This is a genomic window from Agrobacterium leguminum (genome assembly GCF_015704895.1).
In the GTDB taxonomy this organism is placed as follows: domain Bacteria; phylum Pseudomonadota; class Alphaproteobacteria; order Rhizobiales; family Rhizobiaceae; genus Agrobacterium; species Agrobacterium leguminum.
The window spans coordinates 23,993-38,898 of record NZ_JADQWB010000022.1 but is presented as its reverse complement, the minus strand read 5'-3'; the positions used below and the strand labels follow the sequence as shown (position 1 = coordinate 38,898).

Sequence of the window (14,906 nt, the reverse complement as noted above, 5' to 3'; positions counted from 1 at the left end):
GTGCGGACAGTTCGATAATACAACTTTCCGGGTTTATCTAAAAGTCGATGGGTGTAGCCCTTGACCAGCATTACCGAGAAAACCTCGATTGATATTTACAGCTCATCACACTGATAAGAATTGATCGACTATTCATATCGGTTCGGCACTCTTAACGTATGAGCACGCCCGTCAATTAGACAGGCCGCCCGAAAGGAAACGCTCAAAACGTACAGGAGAATAGCATGTACAATGTAGCCGTTTATTTTGACGTGAAGCCGGAGCATCGCGACGATTTCATCGCAGCAGCGCACGAAGATGGTCGTAACTCCGCCGCGTCCGAGCCGGGAACGCGTCGCTTTGAGCTGATCGCAGACGAAACCAACCCGAACCGCTTTTATCTCAACGAAGCCTATGACAGTCTTGCCGCGTTCGAGCTTCATTCCAACGGACCGCATTTCGCAAAGTTCTTCGAAGCGATTTCAAGCTACGTCGAAGGTCCGACCTGGTTGATCAAGGGCAATCGGGTTGATGAGGCAACGCCACCTCCGGCTACTCAGGCCACGCGCGAGGCATTGGGCATCCTCAACGCGGACCATATTGCGCTGCGTACACCCGATTATGCAGGTACTTTGGCATTCTATACCGAAAAGCTGGGCTTTACGGTCGACGTCGAGTGGACGCTGCCAGCGATCAATCCCGATCTGCGTTGCGCCTATCTCCGCCTCGGCTCATTCAAGATCGAAGTTCTTGGTGATGCCAACCCTCAGCCGTTGCCCGTCCAGAAGGATCTTGCCGATCACCTCGCACACAGCGGTTTTATCCATCTGTGCCTCGCCGTCGAAAACGTCGACAAGACAATCGCCGGCCTGAAGGAACGGGGTGTCGAGGTCTTCATCGAGCCGTTCGATCTGCCCCCCATCGGCAAGCGCCTCGGCCTGGTCAAGGACAACGGCGGCAACATCATCGAGTTCGCACACGACATCATCGCGTGATGCCGGTTCGGGGCGCAGAGGCATACCCGCGCCCCGAACAGCAATCCCGCCCCCCCCACAGACAATGTAAACGGATTGATTGAAGAGGAAGACCTATGAGCATTTTTCTCAGTATCGGATCGGGGCCAGGGATTGGTTTGGCCACCGCCGAGCATTTCGCGAGCCAAGGATTCCAGATCGTCCTTAGCGCCCGTACTGCCACGAAAACCGAGGCGCTGGCACAACAGCTTCGGGACAAGGGCTATAAGGTAGATGTAAAGACCGTGGATGCGACCAACCCCGATGCGGTTGCCTCGTTGATCGAGGACGTTGAAACGCAGATCGGCCCGATCGACGTCGTTCATTACAACGCCGCGTCTATGAGGCAGGCGACCGTGTCCGATCAGCCGCTCGATACGTTCAACACCGACCTCGCCATTAATATTGGCGGTGCGTTGGTGGCCGTGCAAGCTGCTTCCGCAAAGATGTCGAACCGTGGCGCTGGTACGATACTCTTGACCGGTGGAGGTTATGCTCTGTCACCGGCACCCGATTATCTCTCGCTCAGTATTGGCAAGGCCGGCATACGCGCGCTTATCCAAGGCGTGTTCGAGGAACTCAAAAAGAAAAATATCCACGTCGGCTCCGTGGTCGTCAAGGCGCTGATCTTGCCGGGCTCCCGGGAGGCCAACGACGTCGCTGAACAGTTCTGGCGACTGCATAGCCAAGAAAAGGTGGATTGGACAACGGAAGTTTCTTACCCGGTTTGATCACAAGTCGATGTTGCAACAATAAAAGACCGATGCGATTCGCCTCGCGTCGGTTCTTGTGCGGTCCAGTTCGGATTATCAATAATGGGAGTTGCGCGGGCCGTTAGCAGCGCCATCTTCGTCAAAGCATCGAATGACCTGTTTGGGCATGGAATAACGGCTCTCCGCAATGGGTGATTGGCTTCCAAACAGGTTCTAACGCAATATCGAGGACATCGGGGCGGTCCGACACGATATGTGCCTAGATTGGATTGGGCTCTCCGGACAAGGCCTGGGTCACGGACATCAGCTACATCCGAACCTGCGAGGGCTTCGCTTATCTTGCGGTGGTCATCGACCTTTATTCTCGCCGGGTCATCGGCTGGGCGATGCAGAGCCGACAGACCACGGACGCAGGCTCTTCTCATGGCGGTGTGGAGGCGAAAGCCGAAAGAAAAGGTGCTGATCCACTCGGATCAAGGTTCGCAGCTCACCAGCATGGACTGGGCATCGTTCCTCAGGCACCACAATCTAGTTCACTCGATGAGCCGACGGGGCAACTGCCACGACAATGCAGTGGCCGAAAGCTTCTTCAATCTTCTGAAGCGAGAGAGGATACGCCACCGGGGTCTATCGCTCACGCGATGAAGCTCGCCAGGACGTGTTCGACTACATCGAAATGTTCTACAACCCGAAACGAAAGCACGTCAGGAACGGGATGCTGTCGCCCGTCGACTTCGAAAAGCAACAGAAAATCTAACCCGAGGGTGTCTACGAAACGCGGGGCTTCTGTGGTTGCCGCCCGTAATGCAAGAAGTTTCTGATCCATTGGGTGTGATCGAGTGCGGTCTTCTGTCAGGCCTTCAAGTGCGGCACTTAGGAAGCCGCTGGCCGATATGGTGATCAGCGGATGGTCCAAATCTATTCAGCGAGCTGAATGACTCTATGCCCCTACCTGGTTTTCCTGATCCAGATATGTTCGATCATTTTGCCCATATGGGTCGTCGACTTTCTCACACCTCCGTCACCGACGTTAAACTGCCTTGCGCCACACCTCTGTCATGCAGCAGCAGTCTGTGCATTGTTCTTATAATCCTTGCCTGTTGTCAGCATGGCCCGGATCGCTCTGGCCATTTTGTTCGCAAGCGCGATAGCCACAAGCATTTTCGGTTTCCTGGCCAACATTCCAGATAGCCAAGACCTTTCCGGGATCGTCCTTCGCCCAAGCCAGTTCAAGCGCGACATGGTTCCCATGATCAAGAGCCGGCGTATATCGGCTTGTCCGGCCTTTGATATTCGTCCAAGCCGCTCCTTTCCTCCCGACGAATGCTGCCGCGGTACCAGGCCCAGCCAGGCCGCGAAGTCTCGCCCACGCCGAAAGCTTTCCATGGGCGGAGCAAATGCTTCAACGGCCAGCGCGCTCATTGATCCAACGCCCGGCATTGTTTGCAAACGACGCGCTGTGTCCGTAATCTTTGCCAGAGCGCCAATTTGACTTCACTTCGATCCGTTGCGTCTTCTCGGCGATCTGCAGCAGGAGGTCGCGGGATTCGTCACAAACCAGTTCTGGCAGATCGCTGTTCTCAGCCTCGGCCATTGCCTCAATCCGCGTAAGCTGCCCGATGCCCGGAGGGATCGGATGCCCAAACTCGTAGAGGACTGATCGTAGTGCGTTCACCAGTTCGGTACGCTGACGTACAAGTCGTTCTCTACCGCAAAAAAGAAGCGCCTGTGCCTGTTGCTCCTCCAGTTTCGGCGTAACGAAGCGCATCTCCGGTCGCTGCGCGGCTGTGACAATCGCTTCGGCATCTGCGGCATCGTTCTTCTGACGCTTCACGAATGGACGAACGTATTGTGGGGCTATCAGCCGTACTTCATGGCCGAGTTTTGTCATCTCGCGTGACCAGTAATGAGCACTTCCGCATGCCTCCATCACGACGATCGAAGCACCTTGCCCGGCCATAAATCTTCGAAAATGCTGCCGGGATAGCTTCCGCCGAAACTTTACCTCTCCGGAAAGCAAAAGCTCCATGAACCTGGAAAACGTTCTCCGCCAGATCGATCCCAATCATCGTGTCGTATGTCATGCTGCCATCCTCCCACCCGCTGGATTTAACCCGACCATCCTCTGACAGAACGTGCCGGGTGGGAAGAGCGGCAACCACGCCATCTATTCAGGTCGACCCTGCCGGGCGCTCGCGGTTCAGGCAATCGCCGTCGAAATCCCGATCCCGAACCGCGCTGCAAACTGACCGTGCGACACCCCTCCAACCGACGCAGCCAGAACCTGGTGGTGAAGATTATCTCTCAATGCTCACGCCATGTTCCCTCCGACAAATCAAAAACAGGAAGAGAGAATCACAGAACGCTTTGAAAAGGAGTCCTCACGCCGATTCCGCTTTCATCGGACGCGCTCTTGGCTGCGATGATCCTGGTTCCGAGTCGATGGTGTATGAGGCGCCGAAGCGCGATTCGATGTGTGGGTGCGCATTCCGATGAAGTCGGCCATTGATTCCGAAACGAAGCCGGCCAGTCGGTGCTCCCCTGGGTCGTTGTTTTGAATGGCTCGTGATTGTCACGCGGTCAAGCGGCGGATGGTGTTTGACGCTGCTTTGGCAAGCTCTCGCCGGACAGTTCGATGCGGTAGGCGTTGTGGACACGGCGGTCGAGGACGGCATCGGCGATCGTTGGATTGCCTCAGCGAATGTGAAGCTCGACGCGCCGAGCACGCCGAGGAACAGCTCTGCCTCGCGGAATTCGCCGGTCTTGCGATCGACGATCGGCACCTTCTTGCCGGAATAGTCGACGAAGACCTTGTCGCCGGCCGCATGCTCCTGGCGCATTGTCGGCGACAGGCGCTGCTCGAAGCCGCGGAACAGCTCGCAGAAACGGCTATAGTCATAACCATCGGGATTGACGCTGCGATATTCCTCCCACAGGATCAGCGGCGTCACGCCGAACTTCTTCAGCTCGATGGAAAGCTCTGCCCAGTTCGGCTCGTGACGTCGTCGCTGTCCCTGTTTGACGCCGGCGCGGGTGAAAGCCGGCTCCAGAGCATCGTCTGTCAGGTCTCCTGGCAATGGCCAGCTCAGCCCCGCTATGGCTGCCCGCTTCAGGTTATCCTGCACGGTGCTGCGGGCAACGCCGAGGATCACTGCGATCTCGCGGCTGCTGGTTCCGCTTCCGGCGAGCCGGAGCATCTGTCGTAGTTGTCTCATGGTCAGCTTTCTCTTTGCCGGCATCAAAATCTCCCGTGTATCGGGAGGCTTGATGCCAAAGTTGCTGACCCAGAGGGGATCGTTAGTGCCGAAATCCGGCCGGTAATTGATTGGAATCGTGGCCGGCTTCAAATCGGAACGGTGGCCGGATATTGATCGGAATGCCGGCCGGCTTCACGTCGGAATCCGCAGTGTGGGCATCGCGCCCGTTCGCGAACCGCCTTCGAGATCAATTCCTTTGCGATTTCGAAGGCGCGCTGGAAACTTTCGATTGACCCTATGTCGATTATAGCCGTTCTTCGACGAGCGCTCCACGCTCGTGCAAATACGCCGCAAATCCATCAACAAATTTCCGCACTCTACGAGGAACGTATCTGTTTGACGGATAAACGGCGTGAACTAATTGAGGCTCATATCTCCAGTTCGGTAGCACTTGCTCGAGCACACCACTCGCAACCATGGGCGTCAAAAGGATTTCATGGATTACTCCCACTCCCACGCCCCCGGCAATCGCTTCACAGATCAAATGAGAGTTGTCGGATCGCAGCGCGGGACTGACGCTTACTTGCTCGGCCCCTCCATCAGAATTTGTGAGAGTGAACCGCTCGCCCCCTTTTATGTGCGAATGAACGACGTAGTCGAGCTTCTCCAGATCCTTGGGCGTCCGCGGTCGGCCAACGCGGTCAAGATAGCTCGGTGTTGCTGCAAGGCGTCTCTCAACCGTTCCAATTTTTCTGACGACAAGATTGGGATCGGATATTGCTCCCATCCGAATAGCTACATCAAATCCTTCTGCGATAAGGTCAACGAAGCGGTCAGAAAGCGACACGTCCAGTTGAAGTCCGGGATGGGTTTGTCGAAACTCAAACAGAAACCTGCCAAGGACTGAGGTGCCAAAGTTCACCGGCCCGCTTACCGCAAGACGGCCTGTCATGGAATTTTCTAAATTGGAGACCGTCGCATCCGCCTCGGCCAACATCTCCAAAATAAGTTTCGCATTCTCAAGGTAACGGGTTCCAGCTTCAGTGAGAGAGACGCGTCTCGTGGTTCGGTCGACCAACCGTGCATTCAGCCGAGCCTCAAGAGCGCGGATCTGTTGGCTGATGGCTGACTGGCTCCGCCCTAAGTCTCGAGCGGCAACCGAAAAACTGCCGCTCTCGGCGACACGAACAAAACAGGACAGAAGTGATAGTTGGTCCATGGAATCTCTATTAATAAGCTTGGATGATATAAGTTATAAGCCGTCTCTCAATTGAGGCGAGAGCCTGACATGATAGATTTTCCTTGTTCACAAATCGAGGATATTGCCGTGAAGCTCTCCCAACGAAGTCTTTTCGCAGATGCAGCAGTCTCGCTGCGTAACGTTTTGCGAAATATTTAAATGGTGCACGATGCCAGCGAAATTACCTCCCTTTGAATTGCGTCAGTGCTTTGATCTACGCTAGCAAGCGGTTCGTTAAACAAGCCTCGCCCTTTTTTGTGGGTTTGGCGTGTGCGAGTTTGTGAAATGACGGACAGCGTCGAGAGTTTCGTGTTTAACGGCAGCGATGCCGAAGAGCTAGGCGCCGCGCTATCGAGCGCGACCGTTAAGATGCATGTGGAGCCGGTTGCAGGTACACCATTTCACTATAATGCGGGCTTCACAAGGCTCCGTGGGCTAAGTGTCGGCCGATACCGCTATGAAGGCACTTTTCGAGTTGCGCACCATGGTGTGCGCGAGAGGGTGCTGATCGTACTGCCGGAGTACGGCAACGGCGAGTTTAACTTTGATGGCCGCGAGATACTAACTTCAGCGGATCAAGGTGCGATCCTTGATATCCGCGAGAGAGGGCACGTCCACGTCCACGGTCCACGTGAGCACTTCCTAGTCAATATAGAACTCGAGGAACTTAATAGGCGAGTGGCTGATATCCTCGAAAGGCCGGTGACAGGTCAACTGGATTTTAAGCCAGAACTGAATATGTCGGCAGGTGCAACTCTTCTCATGAGGCAAATAGTATCTTCGCTGAGGATTGGATTTGCCGGCCCCGGCGAACCGCTGACGCGGGCACCGATCGCAGCCGCGAACCTCACCGAAGCGTTATTCCAGATGGTCATCGAGACGCAGCCCCATCGTCTGTCTCAAGACTTGCACCGCCGTGTGGGAGCTCTGCCTCGTCACGTGAAGCGCGCGATTGATTTTATGGTGGCGAATCTAGGAAAGCCGCTGACCTTAACGGAGATCGCTATCAATTGCGGTGTCAGCATGAGTAGCCTGAATAACGGCTTCCGCGAGTTCAAGACGGTGACCCCAATGGCTTATCTGAGATATCTTCGATTGGAGGCCGCACACTGCGACCTCAAGAATGCCCAAGCTGGTCAATCGGTTGGCGAAACCGCGTTGAAATGGGGCTTCACACACGCCGGCCGTTTCGCCACCGACTATACGATCCGATACGGATGTCTTCCCTCAGAGACCTTGCGTATCGCGCTTAGAGGTACATCGGTCGCCGCAAGACCATAATGACGCGGGAGTGCCTAAGCATGGCTACGCCATCGATTGCAAGGTTGAATTGATCAAGCCGCATTGGCCTATAAAATAAATCGTCTTGTCCAGTTTGTTTGGCAACCCAGAGTACGCAACGTGTTGGCTTGTGCTATGTCCTCTACAACGGATTCTCCTTGAAAGCACGGTTACGTTTCTAATAGCTCAATGAAAACCCGGGGAATATCTGGATGTGCAATCGCACCGAGAAGCGAGGCCTGTGCTGCGGTGACCCGCTGCATGGCGGCGTTCGTCAACCAGCGATGTAGGCTCACTCCTGTTGGGATAACCGCACTGGAGTTATCCAACCTCTTCTTGAGCTTCACGCAGCAGCGCTGCCCTCAACGTTCTCGCGAGGCTCAATGTGGCCACCGCCCAGGTCCCAGCAATTCGGATACTACATTTTACGAGGTGGTCCCGTTACCAGCCATCCCTTCCAAAGCCGTGCAAGCAAAGTCTGGCACAACTACCTCCAAAGGACGGCATGTGAATGCCATAAAATTTCTGCGTTGCGGTCAAACCGCAGTCTCACACAGCTCGCAGCCCTCCCCTGCCCACGAACGGAGCTCCACGGTTGGCTTTTCGATCCTGCTGGGGCCGCTTGCCCTTTAGTTGAGGAATACGTGGCCCCAATGACAATCACCTCAATCAGGGTATAATCACCAGCAATTCCACTGGATCGGCCCAGGATGCCTGACAGGTCAGCGGCGGTTCAGAATATCCGAAAACGATAATTTCTATCCTCTAATTTCAATAATCGTCAGGAGTCTGAGGTTTGTCTTTTAAAACTAAAGCTCCGTTAATCGGCCCTCGGTGTTCCTCCTCTTCCTAGGCATCTATTTCTCTAAGGGACGAGGGCGTTTAAGATGGGTACGAGAATTCATTCAATAAGCACAAAGCTTGTTGCACTTGTGGGGATTGGTCTCCTTGCGGTCCTGTTTCCACTTGCTATCTATATTTGGTCGAACGCGCAATCGACAGCTACCGATCTGAGTAACCAAGTTATGGATGCCGAGGCGCGCCAAGTCGCTTCATCCGTTTCCGCAGCGTTGTTGGAATATGACGGCGCGGCACGCGCGACGGCAGCTCTGTTTGCCCAATCCTACACACAAGGTATGCTCAGCCGTCCATATATCACGGGAGCGTTGCTGGACAAATTGAAGGCGTTCCCAGATGCATTCAATGGCTGGTTCATCGAGGAACCGCTAGCATTGGATGGAAAGAAAGGCGAGGCGACAGCTCCCACCACAAACAATGAAGGCTCATTCGCAGTTGTTCATGCTCGCGAGGCTGATGGTAGCATTTCGCTTGCGACTTTCGAACGGCGTCCTGATCTCGATTGGTATACCAAACCAATAACCACCGGTGAGGGCACTATGACCGATCCGTTCGTATACCCGATCGGAGACCAGCCGCCGTTGGTCGCTGTAATCGTCTACCCGATCAAAGTTAATAAGAGAGTCATAGGGCTCACTGGCAACGCAGTGAATCTAGGTAGTTTCTCTACTCTGATTAGCAAACTCAAACCGTTGGGTACGGGCCGTGTCACTATCCTGTCCTCCAATGGCGCTTGGGTTGCCAATCCCGACAGCTCGCTTCTCGCCAAGCCTTACGGATCTGGAGACGGTAGTGAACAATTACAGGCCGCACTTCAAAGCGGGCGAGCAAAGACCGTTCAGTCGCTCGAATGGCAAGATGGAACGAAGGTCAAACGTGTTTTTTTACCCTTCAAGATCGGTCGTTTCGACATGAACTGGGTGGCCGTCGTTGACATCCCTCTGGAAACCATCAACGCCTCACTCACCAAGCAAAGCTTTGTGATGATGGAAGGCTTCGCTGCGGTCATCGTTGCAGTCGCGATTCTTGGCTGGCTTATTTCCCGCATCGTCGCAACGCCCGTCGAACGATTGGCAAAAACGATGAACGCATTGGCGGAAGGCGATCTGAAAGTCAGCATTGATGGCGCTGGTCGGACAGACGAGATCGGTGCCATGGCAAAAGCGGTTGAGATTCTAAGGGACAACGAACGGCGCGCTAGAGATATAGAGAGCCGCGCGAACGCCGACCGCATCCAGAATGAGCAGGAGCGAGCGAGCGTTGCCGAGGAAGACCGAGCCCGCGCGGTAAGAATGGAGGAAGCTGCTCGCGCCCTCGCCGTCGGTCTGAAGGATTTGTCGTCGGGCAACCTGGCATGTAAATTGGATCAGCCGTTTGCGTCCGAGCTCGAAGGTGTGCGAAGTGATTTCAATAACACGGTTGCGCAACTGAGAGAAACGATGAAGGCTGTAGCCGAAGCCACGCACTTCATCGACGGGGGGGCGAAGGAACTTAATGATGGCGCTAATGATTTGTCGAAACGAACCGAACAGCAGGCGGCCTCGCTGGAACAAACCGTAGCCGCACTTGACGAAATTGTTGCCAACGTCACTTCTTCGACAAAGCTGACCGAAGAGGCGCGTACGCTGGCGAACCGGGCCAATGACAGTGCGGTGAATTCTGCCGAAGTCGTGGCTCATGCTGAGGAAGCGATGCGGCGAATCGAGAAGAGTTCGCAGCAGATCTCCAGCAATATCGGTGTCATCGACGAAATCGCCTTCCAGACGAATCTCTTGGCACTCAATGCCGGCGTGGAGGCCGCAAGGGCGGGTGAGGCGGGCAAAGGTTTTGCTGTCGTAGCGCAAGAGGTCAGGGAGCTTGCCCAGCGATCGGCTCAGGCAGCCAAAGAAATCAAAGGGCTCATCCAGAATTCGAGCACTGAGGTGGAAAGCGGCGTAAAGCTGGTAAGGGATGCTGGCGAAGCACTCAAGACGATCAGTGAGTTTATTGGTGAGATCAACGGCTACGTGGGTGCCTTAGCGGGCTCTGCGAAGGAGCAGGCGACGGGGCTTGCCGAGATCAATACCGCAGTAAACTCGATAGATCAAAGCACGCAGCAGAACGCCGCGATGGCGGAAGAATCAACAGCAGCGGCCTCAAGTCTGGCCAGTGAAGCGGCCAAGTTGCGTGATCTTCTCGCTCGATTCAAGCTTGGTGAGGCCGTGCGTATTCAAGCAGTCAACGCCAATGTGGTACCGGCCGTCTCACCTGCACGCAAACTCAATAACAAGATTGTTCGGGCCCTTACCGTCGGAGCGTCCACGGCAGCTGCGGTTGCAACTGACTGGGAGGAGTTCTGAACACAGCAGAGCGCCTGCACCGCAAACACTGTCGACAATAAACACTGGTTCGATCGAGCCAGTGTTTATTGTATTGTGCCAGCGAAAGCCTGTACAGGCGGCGCTGCCGTCAGATCGAGCTTTACCGTGCTGCGCGCTAGTGCGAACTCGTCATCGCATTAGTTCACGCTATAAAAACGCAGCTTGGTCAGATGCTGGCCGTCGCGGTCATCGTCGCCACTCCCAATGCATTGGCCATGCAAAGCTACGGTTTATCGCCAGCGTGTTTGATATTCATACTGAATGCGGCGCTATCGAAGAGCGGATTGAGGCCGTAGTAAGAGAAAAGCGACGGAAAACGGCTGCCGTTCATCTTATGAGCGAGCCCAATCAAAAAATTGCCTGTAGCGGCCGCGCACCACCAGCCCGGAATGCTCCCTCCTCGTTGTCGCAATAGTCACAGTCGTAGTGAATTCGGTGACCACTAAAGGTAGCAAAGGAATACGCATGTGCACGGCGTCAACCGAAAAGTTGAGGTCGGGCTCGAACCCAGCGAGTAAATCTGCCGGTTTGGCTGGCAGTTCTTGATTCCTGTTCCCTGTAAACGATGTTGTGACGCTCGCTCGGAACCAAACCGCAGGAGGTGCAATATTCGTGATCGACTGCTACAAAGAAAAAAGAGCCGCTCCGGCCTTCCATAAGGAAGACGTCTGATATGAATGATTTTCGTCCCCTTTCGTCTCCAAGCCTAAAATCTCCTGTGAAAGCGAGTTTACCGCCAGCCCACACACGTCGTCGCCCCCACGCGTGAGATGACCGCCCGAGCGTAAACCCGACACGGTAACTCGGGCGACGACGGTATCGGTCCGCTCCCCTCACAGCAGACTTTTGAAATACTATGCCTGTTCGTAGGAACTGTTTGCACAAACGAACCCTCCGTTTGCCTAACATGCATCAATGCGGTGAGGTTACCGCTGAGTTCCTCAGAAATTTTATCTGACGGAATCACAGTATTTGATAATCTGAAAACTTGGACTGGGTCTTCTCCCAGTGGCAGTAGCGTCGCGCGCTCAAAGTCTGGAAACGTAAGCCCACGGTGAAGGCCGTCTTGCGATGACGGCCTTCTGACTGCCAGTCCTAGTGGTAACACTAGGAGTAGTCATATGACGAAGCATCCAATTGAGGTGATCACGTCCGTAGAGCGCCGTCGGCGCTGGTCACGAGAAGACAAAGAGCGCCTGGTCGCTGCCTGCTTTGAGCCAGACGCGGTCATCTCCGAGATTGCCCGCGCGGCTGGTATCCATGTCAGCCAGTTGTTTCGTTGGCGCAAAGAGCTGTGCCGGCTCGACGAGCCGCAGACCGAGACGGGACCTGCGGCCTTCACCGGAGGCTTACCTGGAAACGGTTAGAGCCGCGTGACTATGTGCGGTATCCACTAAACTTCACTGTAGCCAAAGTGGAAATTCGCAACAGAGCTGTGGAAAGCTTGACACGACCATCAAACTGTCCACGAAACAGAGACCACTGATGTCAATCATCGATACTGGCAAGTCGGCTCAGTGGCAGCGGTCACCTTGGCCAAATGATCCCGCCAGCGCACCAGTTCTGCACGCCGAGAGACCTCGTCTAAGGACTTCGGAGCAAAAGCAATAAAGGGCGGTAGCACGTGCATACCCACGAAGCCTAGAGTGCCGCCCTGCACTGCACGCAGCCAGTCTTCCGGCGTTCCGGTGCGGTCAGCGTCTGCGGCCAGTTCATCGGCGTTACCACCGGTGGTCAACGAGATCAGCGCGTGTTTCCCGCGCAAAAAGCCATCTTCAAACAGATTTTCGTCGTCATAGGCGAAGCCATGTGTAAGCACGCGATCGAACCAGCCCTTCAGCATTGCAGGTACGGAGTACCACCAGATGGGAAACTGGAAAATTACTAGATCGGCGCGCGCTAGACGATGCTGTTCACGCTCGATCTCCTCAGTGTATCCTCCGGTCGTCGAGGCCAAGCGTTGCGCACGCATCAACGAAAAGGCTCGGTCGGTTGACTGCGTTGCGCGGACGTCACCTGGACCAGCTGCGGGGTTAAAGCTCTCTGCGTAGAGGTCGCTGATTTCGGTGGTCCAGCCCAGACTAGACAACGTTTCTACGGCAACATCTTTCAACGCTCCATTGAAGCTGCGTGGTTCAGGATGAACGAACACAATCAAAGCATGCCTAAGTCGATTTGAGGCGTTGTCTGAGGTGTTTAAGGTCCGATTCTCTATGGCTTGGTTCATGATAATTCCTTCTTCGCTCTTGGGACGACGTAGCATGTGGCATAAGAGCATTACCCACACCTGATGACTGCAAATCGATCAACGCAGCCGAACTATGTACCGCGTTTTTCGAAGTTTAGGATCCGCGTCTGCCGGTGGATCTCCGGCTGTTAATGACGAATGTGGCACACTGTAGAATGCGGTAGAAATTGAGTGCAATCGCGCTACGCTCCGATTTTCTCGGTTTTAGGTTTTGCGGTGTTCCTTCAAGCAACGATGTTGAAGCGGTGTGGGTGCCAACCGGGTCTTTGTAACAAAGAAATCATGCTTTGGCGGAAATGGCACTTAGCTCTTCCAGATCAAGATCCCGTTCAAGTTCCAGTAATGTTTCGTCATCGATCTCTCCCAACCGATGGAGCCGAATGAGTTCCTCGCGACCGGTGGCGACGGCTGCAAGAATGATGTCGAAGTGAGCGTGTAGGGTCGGGGCGTACTCCTCCGTCCGAGCTGCGTAGTCGATCATCGCAGTTGCGCGGCGTTCATACTGTTGAAGAAGCTGCGGGTGTATCAATTCTCCTTCGGGGTCGTACGCTAGTTTCTGGATTGTCATAAATTGCGCTTGCGCCATCGCCGCTTCTGCTTGACTTATGGTCAGTGGCGCCTTCTCGGATTCAGCTTCGGAGAGCTGCGCCCATAGAATCACGCGTCCGAGCGTAGTCCCCTGTACGAGAACAGTTCCGAGGATCACCGTGACCGACGTCACCAAGATAAAATCGCGGCCAGGGAAGTCTTCTGGCAAACTGAGGGCAAGGGCCAGCGTAACGACGCCGCGGATTCCCGCCCAGCCGAGAACCGTCGATCCGCCGATGCTAAGCGGTTGCGTCGAAGCAAAGCCGATGGAGTTGAAAAATTTGACCACTCCCTCGGAACCGAATACCCACGCAAAGCGTGCTAAGACGAGCGCGACGAGGATGACAAGCGCGGGTAATCCCATCGTCGAAAGCAGGGTTTCGAAGCCTCCGCCACGCTCTACAACGTCTCGTAACGAGAGGCCGATCAGAATGAATACCGCAGCTTCCATTAGAAACACGACTACGGTCCAGAAGGATGTGCCTCGGATGCGTGTCGCTGCAGAAAAAACGGTATGCTGATGCCAGGTGGCAATCAATCCCGTTGTTACAGTGGCTATGACTCCCGACACCTGTAGCGTTTCACTGAGGAGATAAGAAATCCAAGCGAGCAACGTCGTCGTTGCTATTATAAGATACTCATCGCCAAGTCTGCTGACGAACTTCACCCAAGCATAGCCAACGACGGTGCCCACTCCAGCGCCGCCGAGCGCAAGAACTAGGAAGCTGCCGGCCGCCGCGGCCGCGTCAAAGGTTCCCGTCGCGACTGAGGCGACCGCAAACCGGAACAATACGAGGCCGCTGGCATCGTTCAACAGGCTTTCTCCTTCCAGCAGGATCTCAAGCCGTCGAGGCAGCTCCACCCGCTCAAGAACGGCACGTGCTGCCACGGCGTCTGGCGGAGAGACGATAGCGCCGAGTGCGGCACACGCCGCCCATGACAGAGACGGAAAGAGCATGTGAGTGACAACAGTGACGACCATGCATGTAAAGAAAACCGCGCCAACAGCAAGAGATGCGATGCCGAAAATATGCCGTTTTAGGCGGCCAATCGCGATGAACCAGGCCCCATCCATCAAGAGCGGTGGCAGGAAGATCACTAGCACGAGCTCTGGATCAACGGTGATGGTAGGAAGACCTGGAATGAATGCTAGCATGATACCGCCTGCAAGTAGCGCTACAGACGGCGGAAGGCTGAGCCGACGAGCTAAATAGTGGAGCGCAATGATTGCCAGAAACATCGCGATCACAAGTTCGAAAAGGTGCGTTCCGCTCATCCGTGGGCTCCCAGTGTGGTCGTAATACTGACCGGTCCTATCAAAAGCCAATGTCGAATGAAGTCGAGACGACGAGATTGACCGGCAGCCGCCCCTGTTGGTCGGCATCAAGGCATGAGTTTATCGGCCGGTCGTCGGATGGAACACGGCCGC

The 14,906-nt window shown here is 55.0% G+C and carries 8 protein-coding genes and 5 pseudogenes; 6 read left to right on the top strand and 7 right to left on the bottom strand.

The genetic code is table 11. The features are described from left to right. Positions 1–224: 224 nt before the first annotated feature. From I3J13_RS22835 to I3J13_RS22825, 3 genes and pseudogenes are all read left to right on the top strand, one after another. Positions 225–974, top strand: coding sequence for a VOC family protein (locus I3J13_RS22835; RefSeq protein WP_196380330.1), 750 nt, complete (start codon positions 225–227; stop codon positions 972–974). Between the two features lie 95 nt (positions 975–1,069). Further along, the gene (locus I3J13_RS22830) at positions 1,070–1,723 is read left to right on the top strand and encodes an SDR family NAD(P)-dependent oxidoreductase (RefSeq protein ID WP_196380329.1); all 654 of its coding nucleotides are present in this window, start codon (positions 1,070–1,072) and stop codon (positions 1,721–1,723) included. A gap of 257 nt (positions 1,724–1,980) precedes the next feature. Next, a pseudogene (locus I3J13_RS22825) lies at positions 1,981–2,462 on the top strand (IS3 family transposase); the annotation flags it as partial. A gap of 299 nt (positions 2,463–2,761) precedes the next feature. On the opposite strand, the pseudogene I3J13_RS22820 reads toward I3J13_RS22825, so the two are convergent. From I3J13_RS22820 to I3J13_RS22810, 5 genes and pseudogenes are all read right to left on the bottom strand, one after another. After that, positions 2,762–3,789 (bottom strand): annotated as a pseudogene (locus I3J13_RS22820) (IS110 family RNA-guided transposase). A gap of 122 nt (positions 3,790–3,911) precedes the next feature. After that, positions 3,912–4,013: pseudogene (locus tag I3J13_RS25865) on the bottom strand (IS630 family transposase); the annotation flags it as partial. Between the two features lie 272 nt (positions 4,014–4,285). Next, positions 4,286–4,399, bottom strand: a pseudogene (locus I3J13_RS25860) (AAA family ATPase); the annotation flags it as partial. 440 nt (positions 4,400–4,839) lie between these two features. Next, positions 4,840–4,944: pseudogene (locus I3J13_RS26020) on the bottom strand (hypothetical protein); the annotation flags it as partial. A gap of 262 nt (positions 4,945–5,206) precedes the next feature. Then, complete coding sequence (locus I3J13_RS22810; protein ID WP_196380328.1) at positions 5,207–6,121, bottom strand: LysR family transcriptional regulator; 915 nt, start codon at positions 6,119–6,121, stop codon at positions 5,207–5,209. 306 nt (positions 6,122–6,427) lie between these two features. Here I3J13_RS22810 and I3J13_RS22805 point away from each other — a divergent pair, with 306 nt between their 5' ends. From I3J13_RS22805 to I3J13_RS22795, 3 genes are all read left to right on the top strand, one after another. Then, complete coding sequence (locus I3J13_RS22805; RefSeq protein ID WP_196380327.1) at positions 6,428–7,423, top strand: AraC family transcriptional regulator; 996 nt, start codon at positions 6,428–6,430, stop codon at positions 7,421–7,423. A gap of 887 nt (positions 7,424–8,310) precedes the next feature. Then, positions 8,311–10,620, top strand: a complete 2,310-nt coding sequence (locus I3J13_RS22800; RefSeq protein WP_196380326.1) for a methyl-accepting chemotaxis protein — start codon at positions 8,311–8,313, stop codon at positions 10,618–10,620. Positions 10,621–11,762: 1,142 nt separating this feature from the next. Next, positions 11,763–12,008 (top strand): transposase, encoded by a 246-nt coding sequence (locus tag I3J13_RS22795; RefSeq protein ID WP_196380325.1) that lies wholly within the window; start codon positions 11,763–11,765, stop codon positions 12,006–12,008. A gap of 125 nt (positions 12,009–12,133) precedes the next feature. On the opposite strand, the gene I3J13_RS22790 is transcribed toward I3J13_RS22795, so the two are convergent. Both I3J13_RS22790 and I3J13_RS22785 read right to left on the bottom strand, forming a co-directional pair. After that, the gene (locus tag I3J13_RS22790; RefSeq protein WP_196380324.1) at positions 12,134–12,868 is read right to left on the bottom strand and encodes an NAD(P)H-dependent oxidoreductase; all 735 of its coding nucleotides are present in this window, start codon (positions 12,866–12,868) and stop codon (positions 12,134–12,136) included. 301 nt (positions 12,869–13,169) lie between these two features. Beyond that, a complete protein-coding gene (locus tag I3J13_RS22785; RefSeq protein WP_196380323.1) occupies positions 13,170–14,753 on the bottom strand; it encodes a Na+/H+ antiporter in 1,584 nt (527 codons plus the stop codon). Between the last annotated feature and the right edge of the window lie 153 nt (positions 14,754–14,906).